Below are 19,214 nucleotides of genomic sequence, written 5' to 3'. Positions count from 1 at the left end.
GCATCTACTCTCTTGCCAATGCGGTCGCCGGATCGAGCTGCGAGGCGCTGCGGGCCGGCATGTAGCCGAAGCCGATCCCGATCGCCATCGAGCTCGCGGCTGCGCCGACCATGGCGAGTGGCGAATAGATCAGGCGGAAGCCGACATCGAAGGCGTTGAAGACCGTGCCGAAGAGCAGCGCGGCGGCGATGCCGAGCGAGCCGCCGAGCAGGCAGATCAACACCGCCTCGATCAGGAACTGCATCAGGATGTCGCTGCGGCGGGCGCCGACCGCCATGCGCACGCCGATCTCGCCGACGCGCTCGGAGACCGAAACCAGCATGATGTTCATCACGCCGATGCCGCCGACCAGAAGCGAGATCACGGCGATGGCGGCGACCAGGAGCGTCAGCACCTGCGCGGTGCTCTGAATGGTCTGGCGGATGTCGTCGGTGTTGAGGATGAAGAAGTCCTTGGTGTTGTGGCGCGCCGTCAGCAGCGAGGTGACGGCGCGCTCGGCAGCGTCCATCGGCGTGGTTTCGGCGACGCGAATGCTGATCGAGCGCAAGATCTGATTGCCGAGGAAGCGCGCCTCCACCGTGGTATAGGGCAGGTAGACGGTCGGGTTGGCGCTGGAGCCGAAGCCACCCTGCTGCTGCTTGGTGACGCCGACCACCCGGCAGGGCACCTTGCCGATCAGGATCACGCTGCCGAGCGGACTGACGTCGGGATCAGGAAACAGCGCCTTGCGTGCATTGTCGTCGATGACGGCATCCTGGGCGTAGGAGCGCACGGTATCATGATCGAAGAAGCTGCCGTCAGCGAGCTTGGTGCCCTTGACTTGAAAATAATCTTCGCTGACGCCGCTGACCTGCGCGCTGACCTCAATCGCGCCGAAGCGCAGCGTGCTGGTGGTCGAGACCGTCGGCGAGATCGCGTCGACATAGGTCTCTTGCGCGAGCACACGCGCATCCGCCAGCACCAAGGTCCTGATCTTGCCGGAGCGGGTGTCGCCGAAATCCTTGCCCGGAAACACCTCGAGCGTGTTGGTGCCGAGGCTGTTGATGTTTTCCAGCACGCGTTCCTGCGAGCCGAGCCCGAGCGCCAGCACGCAGACCACCGAGGCGACACCGATGATGATGCCGAGCATGGTCAGGAAGGCGCGCAGCCGGTGCGCGTTCATCGCCAGCAGCGCCATTCGCGCGGCTTCGCGGAAGCGGTCGAGCCGGGCGTGCCAGGAACCTGACGTCGCATCGCCTGATGCGGCGGTCTCCTGCGCGGCTATGTCGGACGCGCGCGAGACAGCCATCCCTGTGCGTTCCGTATTGGCGCGATCGGACAGGATGCGGCCGTCCTGAAGCTCGATGATGCGGCGGGCGCGACGGGCGACGCCCGGATCATGCGTCACGATGATCACGGTGCGGCCGGTGGCGCTGATCTCGTCGAGGATCCGCAGGACCTCCTCGCCGCTGCTGCTGTCGAGCGCGCCGGTCGGCTCATCCGCCAGGATGACGTCGGGGTCGTTGACCAGCGCGCGCGCGATCGAGACGCGCTGCTGCTGGCCGCCGGAGAGCTGGCCCGGCCGGTGTTCGACCCGGCCGCCCATGCCGAGCCGCTCGAGCAGCCCCACCGCCTTGCGGCGACGGGCGCTCGGCGACAGTCCGGCATAGACCGCAGGCACCTCGGCGTTGTCGGCGGCCGTGAGCTCGCCGAGCAGATGGTAGCGCTGGAAAATGAAGCCGAAATGCTCGCGGCGCAGCTCCGCCAGTTCGTCCGGATCGAGCGAGTTCATCTCGCGTCCTGCGATCCGGTAGCTGCCCGTGCTCGGCCGGTCGAGACAGCCGAGGATGTTCATCAAGGTCGATTTGCCGGAGCCGGAAGCGCCGATGATCGCCACCATCTCGCCGCGCGAGATGGTGATGTCGAGCTCGCGCAGGGCATAGACCATGTTCTCGCCGGAGGCATAGACACGGCTGACCTTCTCGATCGCGATGAGAGGCTCGGCCATGCCTATGGCCCTCCCGGCGGGGGCATGGTCGTCTTCTTCGGCGTCGTGTCCTCGACCGCGCCGGTCACGACGCGCTCGCCCTCACGCAGGCCCGACTGCACCTCGGCCGTGATCTTGTTGTTGAGGCCGATTCTGACCGCGCGCTTCTCGACATTGCCGTTGTTGCCGACGACGCGGACGGAATAGCTGCCGTCCGGACCGGCACGGCCGAGCGCGGATGCGGGCATAGTCAGTACGCGATGCGCTTCGCCGAGCAGGATGTGCACCTCGGCCGTCATGTAGGTCATCAGCTTGCCGTCGGTATTTCCGATGTCGAAGACGCCGATGTAGTAGATCGCCGACGAGCTGGTTGACGATGAGGAGGAGGACGAGGAGCTGCTGCTCGAGGATGTCGTGGTGCTCGACGACGAGAAGCTCGAGTCGCTCTTGATCGATTCCGGGGCCGGCTCGATATGGTGGAGTGTTGCCTCGAAGCGGTGATCGGGATCGCCGAGGATGGTGAAGTAGACCTTCTGTCCCGGCTTCACCTTGACGACGTCGGCTTCGGAAATCTCGGTCCGTACGGTCATGGTGTCGACCTGGCCGAGGACCACGATGGTCGGCGCCGACTGCACCGCGTTGACGGTCTGTCCCTCCTGGGTCACGATCGCCAGCACGGTGCCGTCGATCGGCGCGGTGATGCGGGTGTAGCCGAGATTGACCTTCGCCGTCTCGATCGCGACCTCGGCCTCGACGATCTGCGCATCGAGCTGCGCGATCTGGGCTTCGGTCTGCTTCTTGGTCGCCTCGGCGGAATCATAATCGGCGCGGGACGAAGCCTTCTGCGCCAGCGTGGTCTGCTGTCGCACCAGGTTGGCTTCGGCGAGCGCCAATGTCGCCACCTTCTCATCGCGCTGGGCGCGGACGTTGCGCAGGGCGGCCTCATTGGTGCGCAGCGTATATTGCTGGGTCAGCGAGTCGATTTCGCCGATCAGGTCGCCGGCCCTGACGCTCTGGCCGAGCTGGACGTTCAGTTTCACCAGCCGTCCCGAGGCCTGGGCGCCGACGGCGACCAGCTTCACCGGCTTCAACGTGCCGGTCGCAAGCACCGTCTGCTCGACATTCCCGATCGTGACCGACGCGGTGGTAAGCTTGGAGGCGGTGTTGTCCGGCCATCTGGCGCGGGCAAACAGGCCGGCAGAGGCGACCGCGCCGGCAACGAGGACCCATAACAGCCAGCGGCGCGGCTGACGCGGCTTTGGCTGCGACGGCTTGCCGGGATCTTGCGGCTGCGCCGCCTCGATCGGACGCGGCGGATTGGCAAAGGGAGCGTTCATGCGGTCAGCCTCTCACAGCGGCTCATCAGCGGCTCTGACTCAGATGCGGGCCGGTGCCGACATCGACGACCTCCGGCTTGCGGACGTCGATCTCACCGTCCCAGCCGCCGCCAAGCGCCTTGGCGAGCGCGACATAATACTTCGCGACGTTGGCGCGGCTGGCGAGCAGGCTGTCTTCGGCGGAGAATTGCGAGCGCTCGGCATCGAGCACGTCGAGAAAGGTGTTCGATCCGGTCTCGTAGAGCGCGCGGGACAATCGCGCCGCCTCGCCATAGCGCTTGGCCGAATCGGCGAGGCTTACAATGCGCCGCCGTTCCTGGCTCAGATTCACGATCGCGTTCTCGACGTCTTCGAGGGCGCTCAACACCGCGCTGCGCCAGGCGACGTGATACTCATCGCGCTGGGCTTGCGCGATCTCGACCGCGGCCTGCAGCTTGCCGCCGTTGAAAATAGGAACGCTCACGCTCGGCCCGATCGACCAGCCGATGGTCGACGTCTTGCCGAGGTCGCCGAGCTTCAGCGCCGTGGTGGAGACCGAGCCGCTCAGGCTGACATCGGGATAGAGCGCGGCCTCGGCCTGGCCGATCTTGGCGGTGTATTGCGCGAGCTGGCGCTCGGCCTTGCGCACGTCGGGGCGCAGCGTCAGCACGTCGGCGGGGATGCCCTTCGGCAGCGGCAGGGTTGGCGCGGGGATCGGCGCGGTTTTGGCGAGCGACGCCGCGAGCGCGGTCGGGTCGCGCCCGAGCAGTACGCCGAGCCGATGCACCTGCTGCTGATAGGAGGCCTCATAGGTCGGGATCGTAGCTTCGGTGCTGGCGGCGAGCGCGTTGGCCTTCTCGCTGTCGACCGCGGAGGCCGAGCCGGCGGCGAGCTTGCGCTCGGTCAGCGCCGCGGTTTGCCGCTGCGAGGCGGCGGTCCGGCGCGCAAGCGCCGCGCGGGCCTGATAGCCGCGCGCGTCGATGTAATAGGACGCGACGTCGCCGACCAAGGTGAGCAGCGTCGCGCGCAGATCGTCGTCGGCGGCATCGACGCCGTACGTTGCCGCTTCGACGGCGCGACGGTTGGCGCCGAACAGATCGAGCTCCCAGCTCGCATCGAAGCCGGCCTGGTATTGGCCATAAGTCGCCGGACTGACGTCGAAGCCGCCGGTCGAACTCGCTGCCGTGCGGTTCTCGGTCGCAGAGCCGGAGCCCGTGATGGTCGGAAACAGCGCGCCCACGGCTTGCTGCCGCGTCGCGCGCGCCTCGCGGATGCGGGCCTTCGCCGCAGCGACATCGAGATTGCCGTTGACGGCTTCCGCGATCAGGTCGTCCAGCAACGGGTCCTTCAGATTGCGCCACCAACGCGCCAGCGCCGCCGGTTTCGGCCGCGTGTGGCGATCGCCGCTCCAGGCGGTCGGCAGCGTGAGCGCAGGCGTTACATAATCGGGACCAACGGCGCAGCCGGCGAGCGGCAGGGTGGCGAAACACAACAGGAGGAGAGGAGCCTTCACGTTCGACAATTTTGCTGCGCTTTTCGAAGATGGCCGCGCCGGCCAATCAGCCTTGCTGCGAAGACATCCCTGTGATCGGTTCGATGAGGCCGCACGATAGGCGCAGTGCCGATTGCGCTGGATTAAGAGGTGTCAAGAAATGTTTCCGCGTTAACAATTCAACTTGTTTTCGCCATGTTTGGCTGGGCTTCGCACTATTCTTTGCGACGGAAATCGACCATGTTACGCCCATGATGTCGTCACATAACGCGACCGCGGCTGCTGCGGATGTGGCCCTGCCGGGCAGTGCGCGCATCCTCTGCGTGGAGGACGATCGGGAGATCGCCAGCCTTCTGACCGAGGTGCTGCAGGATCACGGTTTCTCGCCACGCTTCGTCACTTCCGCCGCTGCGATGAGCGACGTCCTGCAGCGGGAGCCGGTCGATCTCATCATGCTCGACCTGATGCTGCCCGACGAGGACGGCATGAGCATTTGTCGGCGATTGCGCCAGACCTCGCGCGTTCCGATCATCATGGTCACCGCCAAGGGCGAGGACATCGACCGCATCCTCGGGCTCGAGCTCGGTGCCGACGACTATGTCGTCAAGCCATTCAATCCGCGTGAGCTGGTGGCGCGCATTCGCGCGCTGCTGCGCCGCGCCCAGGGCTATCCCGGCGCGGCAGGCGCACGCCGCTTGCCGCCGATGTCGTTCGACGGCTGGCGCATCGAGCCGGTGGCGCGCTCGCTGGTGGACCCCGACGGCGTCAAGATCACGCTGACCAGCGCGGAGTTCGACATCCTGCTCGCGTTTTGTCGCAATGCCGGGCGGGTGATGTCGCGCGAGCAGCTGATCGAGCTGGCGCATGGCGGCCAGGCCGGGCCGGTCGAGCGCAGCATCGACGTGCATATCAGCCGCATCCGGCAGAAGATGGAGCCGGGCGCGAAGAGCTGGACCATGATCAAGACCGTCCGACTGGGCGGTTATGTCTTCACGCCACGAGTCGAGACGATCGATGATGGAATTTAAACGGTTGCGATTGCCGTTCGGCATCACCACCCAGATCGTCGCGCTCGCCTCGCTGTCGGTGCTGCTCGGCGTGGCGCTGGTGATCGCGGCGGTGATGCTGATCTTCGATCCGCCGGACGAGCAGGAATCGCCGGCCTATGGCATCGTCCGCGTCGCCGACATTACCCATTTCATTCGGGCGGCGAAGGATGCGGGTGCCGTCGAGAGCGTGCTCTCGGGGGCGCGCGCCTCCGGGATCAACGTCTCGCTCGCGCCGTTGGCCGCGCTCACGCCGGTCGGGCGCGGCGATAAGCAAGGACCCTGGACCTCGCAGCTGGCGCGGCGCCAGCTTGCCGCGCAGCGTGACATCGGCGTCCTCAGCGGCGTGCGCTATGCCGACGGACCGCCGACGCAGGTCGTCGTCCAGGTCGACGCGGAGCGGGCGCTGGTGTTCGAGGACATTCCCCGCCCGCGCATCTGGCCGCTGCTCCTGAAGCCCACGGTGGGGGCTCTGATCATCACCGTGTTGATGGCGCTGTTGCTCTCGATCTATGTGGCGCGGGCGATCATCCAGCCGTTGTCGGCGGTGGCCGGCGCGGCCGCAGCCTTCGGCCGTTCGCCGGATGCGCATGTGCGCCTCACCGACCGCGGGCCGCGCGAAATCGTGCAGGTCAGCGAGGCGCTGAACGAGATGCGGGCGCGCATCCGTACGCTGCTCGACGATCGGACGCGGATGCTGGCTGCGATCAGCCACGACCTGCGCACGCCGCTGACCCGGCTCCGATTGCGCTCCGAACGCATCGCCCAGCTCGAGCTGCGCAACGCGATGTTGCGCGACATCGATCAGGTCAGCCGCATGCTGGACGAGACGCTCGATTACCTGCGCGACGATTCCAAGGCCGAGCAGCTCTCGCGCATCGAACTGTCGAGCCTGCTCGAGACCATCTGCTGCGACTTCTCCGACGTCGGTCATGCCGTATCCTATGCAGGACCCGAACGGCTCGTCTGCGAATGCCGGCCGCGGGCGCTGGCGCGCGCAGTGACTAATGTGGTCGAGAACGCCGTGAAGCACGGGACGGATGTCGTCGTCAGTCTTGCGCTGTCCGCCGATGGCGCGATTGCGATCGAGGTCGCCGACGACGGCCCGGGCATTCCGTCGGCGTTGCAGGCGCGGGCGCTGGAGCCGTTCGTCAAGCTCGATCAGGCGCGCTCCGCCACCGGTTCCGGCTTCGGCCTGGGGCTCTCGATCGCGCACGAGATCCTGAAGAAGCACGACGGCAGCATCGCACTGATGCCGAACGAGCCGAGGGGATTGCGGGTGCGATTGTCCTTGCCGCTGCGCGCGGCTGCACCCGTTGCGGCAGCCGACCGACCGGCAAAGGTCGCTTGATCCGAACTTCGAGCCGGCGCGTCCGAGACGGGATGCTCCGGCTCTGCGATCTCATCGCGGCTCCAGCTGACGGCCGTCCTTCGGCGCCGGACGCCGGCGCTGTTGTGCCGGCCGCGGTGGCAAAGCCGGCCGCTGCAGCCGCGGTGCGAGCCGTTGCGCGGCCCCGGGCCGCACTTGCGCAGGAGGCGGAGGCAAGGTGGTCGCGGCCGGGCGTGCCACATCATTTGGATTTGGCTGCTGCGGCTGACGCTGGCCCTGCCGGCCCGGCAGCGCCGGCGGTTGCGGTTGAGCCGGCTGCTGATGCTGCCCGCCTTGTGGATGATCCAGCCGGCCGCCGCGGCGATCGGGCGAGCGGCCCGGCTGCGGCAGCTGCTTCTGCTGCGGCTGGCCCTGTCGGCTGTTCGGCGCGACGGGCGGCTGTCCACCCGGACGGTTGTTGTTCTGGCCGGGCGTTGGAGTCTGCCGCTGCGGTGCTTGCGGTGCTTGCGGCGCGTTGCGGTTCGGCGCGATGCCTGGATTGGCTCTGCGGAAGGCGCGCTGTTCGGTCACGATCTGGCGGCCGACGCTTTGCGTCGTATGCACCTGCCGTACGATGCCTTGGTCGCGCTGGATCTCGCGCGCGGCGATCACCATCGGCACAGCGGCAAAGCGCGCGCCGGCCGCGCCAGGCCGGATCGAGAAGCCGCTCGCCGCCGTCGTCAGCGCGCCCAGCCGTGCGCCGTTACGGTCGTTCACCTCGATGTGCCCGACGCGTCCATCCGCGTCCGGATAGAGCTTGATCGCGACGTTGTTAGCGGCCCCGCTTGCGGCCGAGATGGTTTTGGGCACGTCGACCACGCCGGTGGTGCCGCGAATGCCGAGCGTTGCGGTCGGTGTGTCGATCTTCATGTCGCCGGTCCTCGCCACCGCGGCGGCGACGAAGGCGACCGTGCCGCGGCCGATATTGAATACGGCGCTATTCTGCTTGCCGCCGTCCTTATAGACGTAGTTGTCGATCGCGATCTTGGCATTGGCCGACAGGTGAAACGTGGTGCCATCGTCGAAGGTGATGCCGAGCGAGGAGGAGGCCGAGGTCTGCACGACGTCGTTGAGGAAGATGTCGTCGCGCAGCTTGAGTGGCCGCGAATCCTTGTTGCGGATCACCGTGACGGTGCCGGTGAGCGCGGCGACATTGCCGATCGGCTCGGAGATGGCGGGCGCTGCCGCGCTATCAGCGGATGGCGGCGTCACCGGCTGTTGTGCCGGCTGCGCCTGTGCGATCTGCGTGCTGCCCGGTGCTGTCGCGCTTGCCGCCGGTGGCAGCGACGGGGCCGCACCAGCGGGGGCGCCGATCAGCACGGCGGCGACCAGCCAGGTTGCGAAGGCAAGCCGAAAAACGATCACGATCAAGTCCGCGGGAGGAGGTGAAGGGAGACTCGCGCGGATTTCAGCGGCACATGGCTGAATGCGTGATGAATGCGAAAGGCCCGGCAGTCCGGCGCCTTCTCCTAATGGCGAAGATCGCTTAGCTGATGCGCTTCCAGGTCTGGCCGCCGCAGAACAGGCCGCCGAACGCGCAGCCCTGGACCCTCAGCGTATTCGGCCCCTTCAGCGCGATGGTCGAGTCGTAATTGCCGCCGCCGTCGGGATCATGGATGCGGCCGACCCATTTGTTCTCCTTTGGCTTCATGTTGATGAGAACCTTCTCGCCGCTCTTCTCGGCGAAGCCGCAGAGATTGGCGCCGCAGGGCTCGATCCGCACATTGCCTTTGTTGTCCTCGGTCGCCCATAGGCCGGTCGGAGAGTTCTGCCCAGGCGAAAGCGCGGCGGCTGAAGCAGCCGGCGCGGTGACAGCGGGCGCGACAGGTGCCGCGGTGCTGGTTGCGACCGGGGCCGATGTCGAGGCGGCCGTCGCGGGCGTAACGGCCGGAGGGACCGCAGTCGCTGCGACCGGCGCGGGCGTCGCCGGAGCAGGGGCGGTGGCCGGTGGATTCATCGGAGCGGCCGGAGCGGTAAGCGTGGCCGCTGCGCTCGGTGCAGAGGCAGGAGTCGTGCGCGGCGCATCGTCGTCATCGGCGCTCCTGCCGCCGGATGTCAGGCCCTGCAGATCGATTCCGGAAATCTGCAGGCAGGACAGTGACTGACAGTTGCGCGGCGCGGTGACGCGGATCGTGTGGCCGTCAACATCGAAGGCGATCGAACTGCCGGCATGAGCGGCCTGGCTGGCCAGCACGAGCACAGCGGCAATACAGACGGATTTCATGGAGGGCTCCTCGGCGGCATCGACAAGCCGACCCTAGGCGCCCGCAGGAGCATGCTCTGTGACGGGCGTCACAGCAGCTCTGCGAAGCTGAAACAGATCAAGTTTTCTTGTTCAGAGCAGGCCGAGCACGATGGCGGCGACGAATGCAAACGCGAGATAGGCGGCGACCATGCTCAGCCGACCGGCTACGGTCATCGGAATGGCTCCGTTTTCGCGATCAACTCTGCGAGCACCGGATCATAGCGGATCAGAGGCGGCAAAAAGGACAGCCGCATTGCCACTTCCGTCGCTGTGCGGGGCACGCGGTATCAATGCACGGCATTGACAAGTCCTTAAGCAAATTGCCGCAAATCTCTGCGTATGACGCGCGGAGTTCGTTTGTATCTCGTCGGCTCCATCGTCCTTGTCACGCTTGCGGGTTGCGGCCGTGGATTTTTCCAGGAGCGCGAACCGTGGCGTGCCGAGGCCGAGATCGCCTGCCTGAAATCCGGTGCGGTGAAGGAAAGCGCCGAGATCGTGCGCATCGAGCCGATCTCCGGGCCCGGGATTTGTGGCGCGGACTATCCGCTGAAGGTGGCCGCGCTCGGCGACAGCGCGAGCTCATACGGCTTTGCCGACGAGGATTTGCGTCCGCCGGCTCCGATCGGCAACCAGCCGCGCTGGCCGATCAATCAGCAACAGAGCTCGCCGCCGCCGACCTATTCGCCGTCGTCCTATCCGGCGCCGCAGCCCTATCCCGCGCGGCCGCCTTATCCGCAGCAGTCGTCATATCCGCAGTCGTCCTATCAACCGCCGGCCGCCTATCCAGCCGACACAGTGCGGCAACCCTCTTACGCGGCGCCGAGCGGCCCGCTGTCGCTCAACCCGCCCGGCACGGCGCCCGGTGAGGACGACATCAATTTGCCGCCGGAAGGCACGCCGGGCGGATCCTATCCGCCGTCTGCGGCCGCGCCGCTGCGGCCCTATGGCCAGCAGTCCGATGCGCCGCCCCGGCTCGGGCCATCGCGCGGCGATCCTGTCGCGGCGGTCGGACCCGTCGCGGTGAAGCCGACCGCGACCTTGGCGTGCCCGATCGTCTCGGTGCTCGACCGCTGGATTGCCGAGACGGTGCAGCCGGCGGCGATGCGCTGGTTCGGCAATCGCGTCGTCGAGATCAAGCAGATCTCTGCCTATTCCTGCCGTGGCATGAACGGCAATTCGCACGCCCATATCTCCGAGCATGCCTTCGGCAATGCGCTCGACATCGCCGCGTTCACGCTCGCCGACGGCCGGCGGATCACGGTGAAGGACGGCTGGCATGGCTTGCCGGAGGAGCAGGGCTTTCTGCGCGATGTGCAGGGCGGCGCCTGCCGGGAATTCACCACCGTGCTCGCGCCGGGATCGAACGTCTATCATTACGATCACATCCATGTCGATCTGATGCGCCGTGCCAGCCGCCGTCTGATCTGCGAGCCTGCAGCGATCTCGGGCGAAGTGGTCGCCGCGCGCGCCCAGCAGCGCCGCTTTGGCTATGGGGTGCGCGATCCCGATCTCACGAGCTCCATCTCGAGCCGCAAGGAGGCGCGCTCGAAGCGGGAGAGGATCAACGAGGAAGACGAATTCCGGGACGAATGAGCCGCGAGGATTGAGCCGCTGTCGCACAGGCGCGATCCCACCCGCACGACGTCCTGGTTTGAGGCAGAGCGCTGCGGTTCGGCGAGCCTGCTAACCACTCGTTTACCAGATCAGAGGTCCGCCTTTGGCCGACACTAGACCTGCCACAGTCGCCAGGAACAAGGCGCGCGGGATCGTGTTGCCGGGGGTTGGAGGCGCATATGGCAGTGTATCGCATCGAGGCGCTGGGCTCGGGCTTCGCGGTCGGCAGCGAGGAGGGCGCCGTCTTGCTGTGCAGGACCATGAGGGCCGCGCGTCGGATCGTGGCCGACGCCGTGCGCCTGGAGCGAACACCGCGGCGTCCGATTCCTTCGCGCGCATCGCCCGCCTGCGACGAGGCTGGCGCCGAATTCGTCGACGTTGCCGAGCTGGATGATGCGGACCTGATGTGGCGTACCGCGTGAGGAACGGCGTCTTTTGCTGCGAGCTTACTTCAGCCGAAAGCGGCTGAACTGGAACTGCTGGACCGCGCCCCATGGCGTGTGATGTGCCTCGCTGCAGCTGTCGAGCAGCTCGAAAGCCGGCCCGAGCGTGCCGGCGAGACTGGCAGCGTCATAGCGCTGCACCGGAAGCCCGCTGCATTTCTCCGGACCATCAAGTGCAAAGGTGCCGATGACGATCTGTCCGCCAGGCATCACCGCTCGGCGCAGGTTCTCGATATAGGCGCGGCGATCGCGCTCCTCGGTGAGAAAATGAAACGCCGCGCGGTCGTGCCAGATGTCGTACTGCCGCTGCGGCGTCCATGTGGTGACGTCGGCCGCGATCCAGTCCACCTCCGCGGCGCGCTCGCCGATCCGCGCCCGCGCCACCTCGAGCGCCGCGGCGGAAATGTCGAGCACTGTCACTGCGCGGAACCCGGCGGCGAGCAGCGCGTCGACCAGCCGCGAAGCGCCACCCCCGATATCGATGATACGCGAAGCCGGCGTCGCGTTCGCATCGTGGATCAGGCGCAGCGATGTCGCAGGGTCATCCTGATACCAGCTGACGTCGGTCTCGGCCTTTGTGGTGTAGACGTTCTGCCAATGTGATGTGCGGTCGGACATGGGCTGCGTCAGGTTGAGGGGCGAGGTGCAGAGTAGCACGCTTCAAAACGTCCCCGCCACGGTCACCCGAAACGCCAGCGGCTCGACCGGATGCAGCACCCGGTCCATGACCCCGTTCTGGCACACCGCTGTGGGCACAGTGCTCGTCGGCGCCCCGTAGCAGGCCTTGTAGAGCTGGTCGGTCGGGAGCAGCGAGCCGTAACCGTAGGAGATCTGGTTGGCCTTGCTGTTCAACAGATTCAGCACGTCGAGCTGGATGCGCCAGCCATTGGCGTCGCGAAAGCCGATGCGGCCGTTGAAGATGCTGGTCGCGGTCGAGCGGAAGTAATTGTCCTCGGTCAGCGGCGTGGAGCCGAGATAGCGCCAGCGCAAGGTGCCGAACCAGCCGGTCTTCTCGCCGAGCGTGATGCCGGCGGAAGCCACCATCGCCGGCGCGTTCGGGATGTAGTTGCCGGGCGCGTTGCCGAGCTGGGCTTCCGGGTAACCGGCGAGCGAAGCATAGGTCGCAGCCTGCGCGCTGTCATAACCGACGAACCGGGCATGGGTCATGGCGAGATCGGCGTCGACATCGATCCAGGAGGCCGGGCGGTAATGGTTGGTGAGCTCGAAGCCATAGCGCCGGCTCGGCCGGCTGGCCTCGGTATCTCCGGCATCGCCCGAGAACAGGATCTCGGAATCCTGGTCGAGCATGAACAGGCTCAGCGACGAATCGAGCCCCGGGATGACCCGTGTGCGGACGCCGACCTCCGCGCCCTTGGTGCGGACCAGCAGCGGCGAGGAGGCGAGCTTGTTGGTCGGATCGGCCGGATCCTCGGTCGTGGTGGCGCCGCGCGCGTCGTTGCTATGCATGCCATAGCCTGCACCGACGAAGAACTCGGTCTTGTTGAAGGGTCCGATGGTCATGCGGAATTTCGGGCTGCCGATCCCGGCGCCGGCATTCCCGGTGTTGTTGCCGTTGAACAGCGAATAGACGTGTGCCTGGTAGGCGTCGCCGCGATAACCGACAGTGGTGCGCAGCCAATCGGTCCATTTGACCGTGTTCTCGACATAGATCCCGATCGAGCCTTCGCCGACCTTGTCGCTGCGGACGTTCGAGAGGAACGCGCGCTGGGCCGTGTAGCTGAGGGCGAGCGCGATATCGTCGTAACGCGTCTGTACGCCGAATGTGGTCTGCATCGGCAATCCATTGAGGCTGCCGTCGAGCGTGCGCGAGGCGTTGGCGCCGAGCATGAGCCGGTCGTCGTGCTGGTGGAACTGGTCGCCGGCCTGCTGATCGCGAAGATAGTAGGTGAAGTTGTTGTAGAGATCGAGCTGGCTCTTCACGGCGTAGGCGTTCGCCTTCCACGAGCCAGCATCGTCGGTCCCTGCCATGCGGGTCGACAGCGCGAAGCGGTTGGTCTTGCCGCCGTCGGTCGGGTCTCCCGAATCGTAGCGGCCGAGCAGGCCAGAGGTGATCGCACGTTCCGGCACCTGGTCGGTCGAGGTCCAGCGGTTGGCATAGGCCATGCCGGTGATCGAGAGGCCATCGGTCGCCGTGCCCTGGGTGTAGCGCACCAGGCTGTTGAGCTTCTGCATGTCGTCGGGCGTCGTCCACGGCCCGTCGTAATGCGCCGCTTCGCCCGCGATCAGAAGATTGCCGTTGCCGACCTTGGTCGAATCCATGCCGAAGAAGCGGCGATAGTCGAAGCTGCCGGCCGTGACCTGCGCGATCGCCTTCGGCACGCTGTCGATCAGGCCGATATGCACGCTGCCGGCGGACGCGAAATCGCCCTCGTCGGCGTAATAGGGGCCCTTGCGCACGTCGATCCGGCCGATCGTCTCCGGCATCAGCCAATTGAGGTCGGCATAGCCCTGGCCGTGCGCGTGGGTGCGCATGTTGACCGGCACGTCGTCGACATAGAGGGCGAGGTCGGTGCCATGGTCCAGATTATAGCCGCGCAAAAAATACTGATTGGCTTTGCCTTCGCCGGAATGCTGGGTCACGATCAGTCCGGGCACGGCTTCCAGCACTTCGCCCGGCCGCGACACAGGGCGCGCATTGATCTCCTCGCCTGAGATCACCACCTCGCTCGCCATGCTCTGCACAGGGGTAGGGCCTGAAGCGACGTTGGGCGCACCGGAGGGACCGCCGGCCGTCGGCTGCGGCGTGGGTGCCGTCGCCGCGGTGCTGCGGGTGCCGCTGGATTGCAGTCGCCGCGCCTCGCGCTTGATCTGGGGTTTCGGCCTGGCACTGTGCGCAGGCGCCTCGACATTCACCGCCGGCAGCGTGGCTGCAGCGGCTGACGGCTTGTCGGCCGTTGGCTCCGTCGCCGTTTGTGCACATGCCACTCCGACCTGCTGGGCGATTGACAATGCCAGCAGACCGGCCCCCATCCCACGCAAACGCATTCCGTAACCGGGCCCCACCGTCCGATGCGGGCATGCATCGTCATTCGCCGCAGACGTTTGACTGGCCTGCGGCGAGGTCGCTTGGATCGCCCGCTTGTCGAATGTTAAACAACGCTAAGGTGACGCTGGTATGATGTCAACGTGGAAAGATCATACTCAGGCGGGTGGAAAACGCGCTTCAGTGCGCCCGGGAGACGATGCATGCAACGCCTGACGATCACGATCGACCACGACCTCTTGGCCGAAGTCGACGACTTCATGGCGCAGCGTGGCTATGCCAACCGGTCGGAAGCGTTCCGCGACCTGTTGCGCGGTGGGCTGGAGCGCGCCAACACCGAGAGCAGCGACAGCCGCAACTGCATCGCCACCTTGAGCTATGTCTATGATCACGCGGCGCGCGAACTGCCGAAGCGGCTGACGCAGGAGGCGCACGATCACTCCGGCCTCGCCCAGGCGACCTTGCACGTGCATATCGATCACGAGAGCTGCCTCGAAGTGACGGTGCTGAAAGGCAAGAGCACCGAAGTGAAGGCCTTCGCCGATCACGTCATCGCCGAGCGCGGCGTGCGCCACGGCCATGTCGCGATGATGCCGATCGAGGCTTCGCATTCTCATCCTCACGGGCACGGCCACGCGCATGAGCATGGCCACAGCCACGCCCATGGCGGGAAGGGCGGCAGGAAGTAGCACGCCTCAGCTCAGTCTCTATCGCAATGAGGAACTTGGACGCCGGCTGATCCGGCGCCAACATCTGCGCGTGCGTCGGCCGGAGCGACTGCCAAACCGGTCCGGTTTTGATCCAGCGCAACAACGCCGGGATCAATAGCTTCCATAGTTTCAACAATTGGATTTTCGGCCGGATCGTATCGGCCAGCGATATTCGACCTCGTTTCGTGAGAAGGTTTTCGCATTCGGAGAAGAGGCTCATAATGCGTTCTCGTCTATGCGGCACGCTGTTGGCGGCTTTCGTGAGCGCCGCGGTCCTATCGCTTGCACCATCTACGACCTGCTGTTCGGGAGTTGACTGGTTCGCCTCTGCCGCAGCGCGCCCCCAGCCGGTACGCAACATGATCGCACGGCTCCGCGGCAAGAAGATGCCGGCCGGCATCGTGCAGACCAACGGACGCATCGAGGCGACCCAGGTCGATGTCTCTGCCAAATACGCGGGGCGGCTGGCCGATGTCACCGTCGAGGAAGGCTCCAGCGTCAAGGCGGGGCAGGTCGTCGGGCGTGTTTCGTCTCCGGAAGTCGAGGCCCAGCTGAAGGCGGCGCTATCCGACGTTGACCGGGCCAAGCAGACCTTGACCCAGGCCGAGGCGGAGATCGCTTCGCGCCAGAGTTCGCTGGACTATGCCAAGACCGAGTTCGACCGCGGCGGCGAATTGATCAAGACCGGCGCCATCACCCAGAAGGACCTGGATCAGCGCCGTCGCAACTATGAATCGGCGGACGCATCGCTCAAGGCGATGCTCGCGCAACGGGACCAGGCGCTGTCTGCCATCCGCAAGGCGCAAGCCGAGGTCGAACGTATCCAGTCGATACTGCAGGACCTTGTGCTCGTCTCTCCGCGGATCGGACGGGTGCAGTATCTGCTCTTGCGCAGCGGTGAAATGGTCGCCGCCGGCGCCCCGGTCCTCACCGTCCTCGATTTGACCGACGTCTATATGACGATCTTCCTGCCGGCCGACGCGGCCGCCAAACTCGAGCTGGGAGGCGAAGCCCGCATCATCCTGGACGCCGCTCCACAGTTCGTGATTCCCGCGACGGTGAGCTTCGTTGCCGCCGACGCGCAGTTCACGCCGAAAACCGTCGAGACCAAGGACGAGCGCGAAAAGCTGATGTTCCGCGTCAAGCTGAAGATCGATCCGAAGATGCTGCTGGAGCATATCAGCAAGGTGAAGACCGGTGTGCGCGGCATGGGCATCGTGCGCACGGATAGCGAGACGCCCTGGCCGGCAGATCTTCAGGTCTCGCGGCCCAAATGACCGAGGCCGTCGCCAGACTCGTGAACGTATCGCACCGATACGGCGCCACGATCGCGGTGAACGACATCACCGTCGCGATCCCCCAGCGCGCGATGGTCGGACTCATCGGCCCTGACGGCGTCGGCAAATCGACCCTGCTGGCCCTCATTTCCGGCGTGCGCAGGATCCAGTCCGGCGCAGTCTCGGTGTTCGGCGGCGACATGGCCGACCAGCGGCATCTCACCAGCATACGGCAACGCATCGCCTATATGCCGCAGGGGCTCGGTCGCAATCTCTACCCCACCCTCAGCGTCTTCGAGAACATCGATTTCTTCGGACGCCTGTTCGGACAAAGCGAGCCTGAGCGGCGGGCGCGCATCACCGAACTGCTCGGCGCCACGGGCATGAGCCCCTTCGAGGCGCGTCCTGCCGGCAAGCTGTCAGGGGGCATGAAGCAGAAGCTCAGCCTCTGCTGCGCGCTGGTCAACGATCCCGATCTGCTCATTCTCGATGAGCCGACCACCGGCGTCGATCCGCTGTCCCGCGGCCAGTTCTGGGATCTCATCAACACCATCCGCGGCCGGCGACCGCAGATGAGCGTCGTCGTGGCGACCGCGTATATGGACGAGGCGCAGGGCTTCGATTGGCTGGTGGCGATGGACGACGGCAGGATCATCGCCGAAGACACTCCGCAGCAGCTGCTCGCCAGGGCCGGCGAGAGCAGCCTCGACGACGCCTTCATCCGCCTGCTGCCGGAAGCCAAGCGCGTCGGATACGAGAAGGTCGTGGTGCGTCCGCGCGTCGCGCCGCTGGACGAGACCCCGGCGATCGAGGCCGAAGGACTGACGCGGCGGTTCGGCGACTTCGTCGCGGTCGATCATGTCGACTTCCGCATCGGCCGCGGCGAGATCTTCGGCTTCCTCGGCTCGAACGGGTGCGGCAAGTCGACGACGATGAAGATGCTGACCGGCCTGTTGCCGGCATCGGAAGGCCGCGCGACGCTGTTCGGCAGCCCGATGGGCGCCAACGACATGGAGATGCGGCGTAATGTCGGCTACATGTCGCAGGCGTTCTCGCTCTACGGTGAGCTCACCGTCCGGCAGAATCTCGAACTGCACGCGCAACTCTACCGTCTGCCGGCTGACAAGGCCGCGGCTCGGATCGCGCTGCTGCTGGAGCGCTATGATCTTCGCGGCGTCGCCGACAGCAGGCCCGAGAGCCTGCCGCTCGGCCTGAAGCAGCGGTTGCAGCTCGCCGTCGCCGTGCTGCACGAGCCGCCGCTGCTCATTCTGGACGAGCCGACCTCGGGCGTCGATCCGATCGCGCGCGACGCCTTCTGGCGGACGCTGATCGATCTCTCGCGCGATGACGGCGTGACGATCTTCCTGTCGACGCATTTCTCGAACGAGGCCGAGCGCTGCGACCGCATCTCGCTGATGCATGCAGGCAAGGTGTTGGCGGTCGGCACACCGAAGGAACTGGTTGCCGCGCGCGGCAGCAGCTCGATCGAGGACGCCTTCATCGGCTACCTCGCCGATGCCGCTGGTATCGACCGTTCCAAGAAGGTCGAGCCTCCGCAGCAGAGCGCGACGGCGGCTGCGGCCGGCCCGCCGACGCCGATGCACGCCTTCAATCCCGGCCGGCTCTGGGCCTATGCGCGGCGTGAGACGCTGGAATTGCTCCGCGATCCGATCCGCCTTGCGTTCGCGGTGCTGGGTCCGGTCCTGCTCATGCTGGCGTTCGGCTACGGCATTTCCTTCGACATCGAAAACCTGCAGATGGCGGCGTTCGACCAGGACGACACGCCGCAGAGCCGGCAGTTGCTCGACGGCTTCAACGGCTCTCGCTATTTCTCGGTTCAGCCGCCGATCCGATCTGCCGAGGAGGCCGACCAGCGCCTGCGCAGCGGCAACACGCAAATCGTGGTCGAAGTGCCCGCGGGGTTCGGGCGCGACCTCTTGAACAAGCGGCAACCCGAAGTCGACGCCCGCATCGACGGCGCCATGACGTTCCGCGGCCAGACCGCGGTGAACTACGTCAACGGCGTCATCCGCAAGGAAGGGGATGAGCTGACCTCCAGACGCGCGGCCAAGACCACGGCCTGGAGCGATGACAACATCGAATTGCGCTTCCGCTACAATCAGGCGTTCCTCAGCGTCAACGCCATGGTGCCGGGCGTCCTGATGCTGCTGCTGTGCCTGATCCCGGCGATCATGTCGGCGATCGCCGTGGTGCGCGAGAAGGAGACCGGTTCGATCGCCAATTTCCGCTCGACGCCCATCACGCGGCTCGAATTCCTGCTCGGCAAGCAGCTTCCCTACGTGGCGATCTCGCTCGTGAGCTTCGTCGCGCTGATGTTGCTGGCGGTGTTCGTCTTCGACGTGCCGCCGAAGGGGCCGCTCCTCGTCCTGCTGCTCAGCACGGTCATCTATGTGATCGCGACCACCGGATTTGGGCAGCTGGTGTCGTCATTCACGCAGACGCAGGTCGCGGCGGTGTTCGCCACCGCGATCCTGTCGATGGTGCCGGCCGTCAACCTGTCCGGCCTGCTCGCCCCGGTGTCGTCGTTGTCGGGAACGGCCAAGCTGATGGGCCTTACCTTTCCTTCCGCATGGTACCAGCCGATCGCGGTCGGCGTGTTCGCGAAAGATCTCGGCATGGCGGATCTGTGGCCCGATATCGTCGCCATCACCGTCATCGCGGTCGCGTTCCTGCTGCTGTCGCTGCTGTTCCTTCGCAAGCAGGAGGCGTGA

14 protein-coding genes are annotated in these 19,214 nt (G+C 66.1%); 7 read left to right on the top strand and 7 right to left on the bottom strand.

All coding sequences use genetic code 11. The features are described from left to right. Positions 1 to 4: 4 nt before the first annotated feature. The 3 genes from QXZ85_RS04950 to QXZ85_RS04940 are packed head-to-tail and all read right to left on the bottom strand — an operon-like array spanning position 5 to position 4,795. Complete coding sequence (locus QXZ85_RS04950) at positions 5 to 1,987, bottom strand: MacB family efflux pump subunit (protein ID WP_315742730.1); 1,983 nt, start codon at positions 1,985 to 1,987, stop codon at positions 5 to 7. A 2-nt stretch (positions 1,988 to 1,989) separates the two neighbouring features. Next, positions 1,990 to 3,303, bottom strand: coding sequence for an efflux RND transporter periplasmic adaptor subunit (locus tag QXZ85_RS04945; RefSeq protein WP_315742728.1), 1,314 nt, complete (start codon positions 3,301 to 3,303; stop codon positions 1,990 to 1,992). A 25-nt stretch (positions 3,304 to 3,328) separates the two neighbouring features. After that, positions 3,329 to 4,795, bottom strand: a complete 1,467-nt coding sequence (locus tag QXZ85_RS04940) for an efflux transporter outer membrane subunit (RefSeq protein ID WP_315700983.1) — start codon at positions 4,793 to 4,795, stop codon at positions 3,329 to 3,331. A gap of 230 nt (positions 4,796 to 5,025) precedes the next feature. Between QXZ85_RS04940 and QXZ85_RS04935 the strand changes: the two genes are divergently transcribed. Next, entirely contained in the window at positions 5,026 to 5,802 is a 777-nt protein-coding gene (locus QXZ85_RS04935) for a response regulator transcription factor (protein ID WP_315700982.1), read from the top strand. After that, positions 5,789 to 7,171, top strand: a complete 1,383-nt coding sequence (locus tag QXZ85_RS04930) for an ATP-binding protein (RefSeq protein ID WP_315767270.1) — start codon at positions 5,789 to 5,791, stop codon at positions 7,169 to 7,171. The genes QXZ85_RS04935 and QXZ85_RS04930 overlap by 14 nt, the downstream gene beginning before the upstream one ends. A 51-nt stretch (positions 7,172 to 7,222) precedes the next feature. Here QXZ85_RS04930 and QXZ85_RS04925 read toward each other — a convergent pair whose 3' ends face one another. Beyond that, positions 7,223 to 8,554: a FecR domain-containing protein gene (locus QXZ85_RS04925; RefSeq protein ID WP_409998174.1), complete on the bottom strand. Its 1,332-nt coding sequence runs from the start codon at positions 8,552 to 8,554 to the stop codon at positions 7,223 to 7,225. A gap of 121 nt (positions 8,555 to 8,675) precedes the next feature. Next, positions 8,676 to 9,413 carry a DUF2147 domain-containing protein gene (locus tag QXZ85_RS04920; RefSeq protein WP_315700980.1) on the bottom strand — a complete coding sequence of 246 codons (738 nt, stop codon included), beginning with the start codon at positions 9,411 to 9,413 and terminating at the stop codon, positions 8,676 to 8,678. A 360-nt stretch (positions 9,414 to 9,773) separates the two neighbouring features. Between QXZ85_RS04920 and QXZ85_RS04915 the strand changes: the two genes are divergently transcribed. Then, complete coding sequence (locus QXZ85_RS04915; RefSeq protein WP_315700979.1) at positions 9,774 to 11,027, top strand: extensin family protein; 1,254 nt, start codon at positions 9,774 to 9,776, stop codon at positions 11,025 to 11,027. A 200-nt stretch (positions 11,028 to 11,227) separates the two neighbouring features. Next, positions 11,228 to 11,470, top strand: a complete 243-nt coding sequence (locus QXZ85_RS04910) for a hypothetical protein (protein ID WP_315700978.1) — start codon at positions 11,228 to 11,230, stop codon at positions 11,468 to 11,470. 24 nt (positions 11,471 to 11,494) lie between these two features. Here the strand turns inward: QXZ85_RS04910 and QXZ85_RS04905 are convergent, their stop codons facing one another. After that, on the bottom strand, positions 11,495 to 12,109 hold the full coding sequence (locus QXZ85_RS04905) for a class I SAM-dependent methyltransferase (protein ID WP_315700977.1): 615 nt from the start codon (positions 12,107 to 12,109) through the stop codon (positions 11,495 to 11,497). Between the two features lie 42 nt (positions 12,110 to 12,151). After that, a complete protein-coding gene (locus QXZ85_RS04900; protein WP_315762769.1) occupies positions 12,152 to 14,497 on the bottom strand; it encodes a TonB-dependent receptor in 2,346 nt (781 codons plus the stop codon). Between the two features lie 201 nt (positions 14,498 to 14,698). On the opposite strand from QXZ85_RS04900, the gene nikR reads away from it, so the two are divergent. The 3 genes from nikR to rbbA all read left to right on the top strand — a co-directional run bounded on the left by nikR (position 14,699) and on the right by rbbA (position 19,214). Next, positions 14,699 to 15,184 (top strand): nickel-responsive transcriptional regulator NikR, encoded by a 486-nt coding sequence (gene nikR / locus QXZ85_RS04895; protein WP_315700975.1) that lies wholly within the window; start codon positions 14,699 to 14,701, stop codon positions 15,182 to 15,184. Positions 15,185 to 15,564: 380 nt separating this feature from the next. After that, positions 15,565 to 16,482, top strand: coding sequence for an HlyD family secretion protein (locus QXZ85_RS04890; protein WP_315700974.1), 918 nt, complete (start codon positions 15,565 to 15,567; stop codon positions 16,480 to 16,482). Beyond that, entirely contained in the window at positions 16,479 to 19,214 is a 2,736-nt protein-coding gene (gene rbbA, locus QXZ85_RS04885; protein ID WP_315767271.1) for a ribosome-associated ATPase/putative transporter RbbA, read from the top strand. Before QXZ85_RS04890 ends, rbbA begins: the two co-directional genes overlap by 4 nt.

Origin of the sequence: Bradyrhizobium sp. SZCCHNGR1005, assembly GCF_032489995.1 — a bacterium.
GTDB lineage: Bacteria > Pseudomonadota > Alphaproteobacteria > Rhizobiales > Xanthobacteraceae > Bradyrhizobium.
This window is presented reverse-complemented; position numbering and strand designations above follow the sequence as displayed.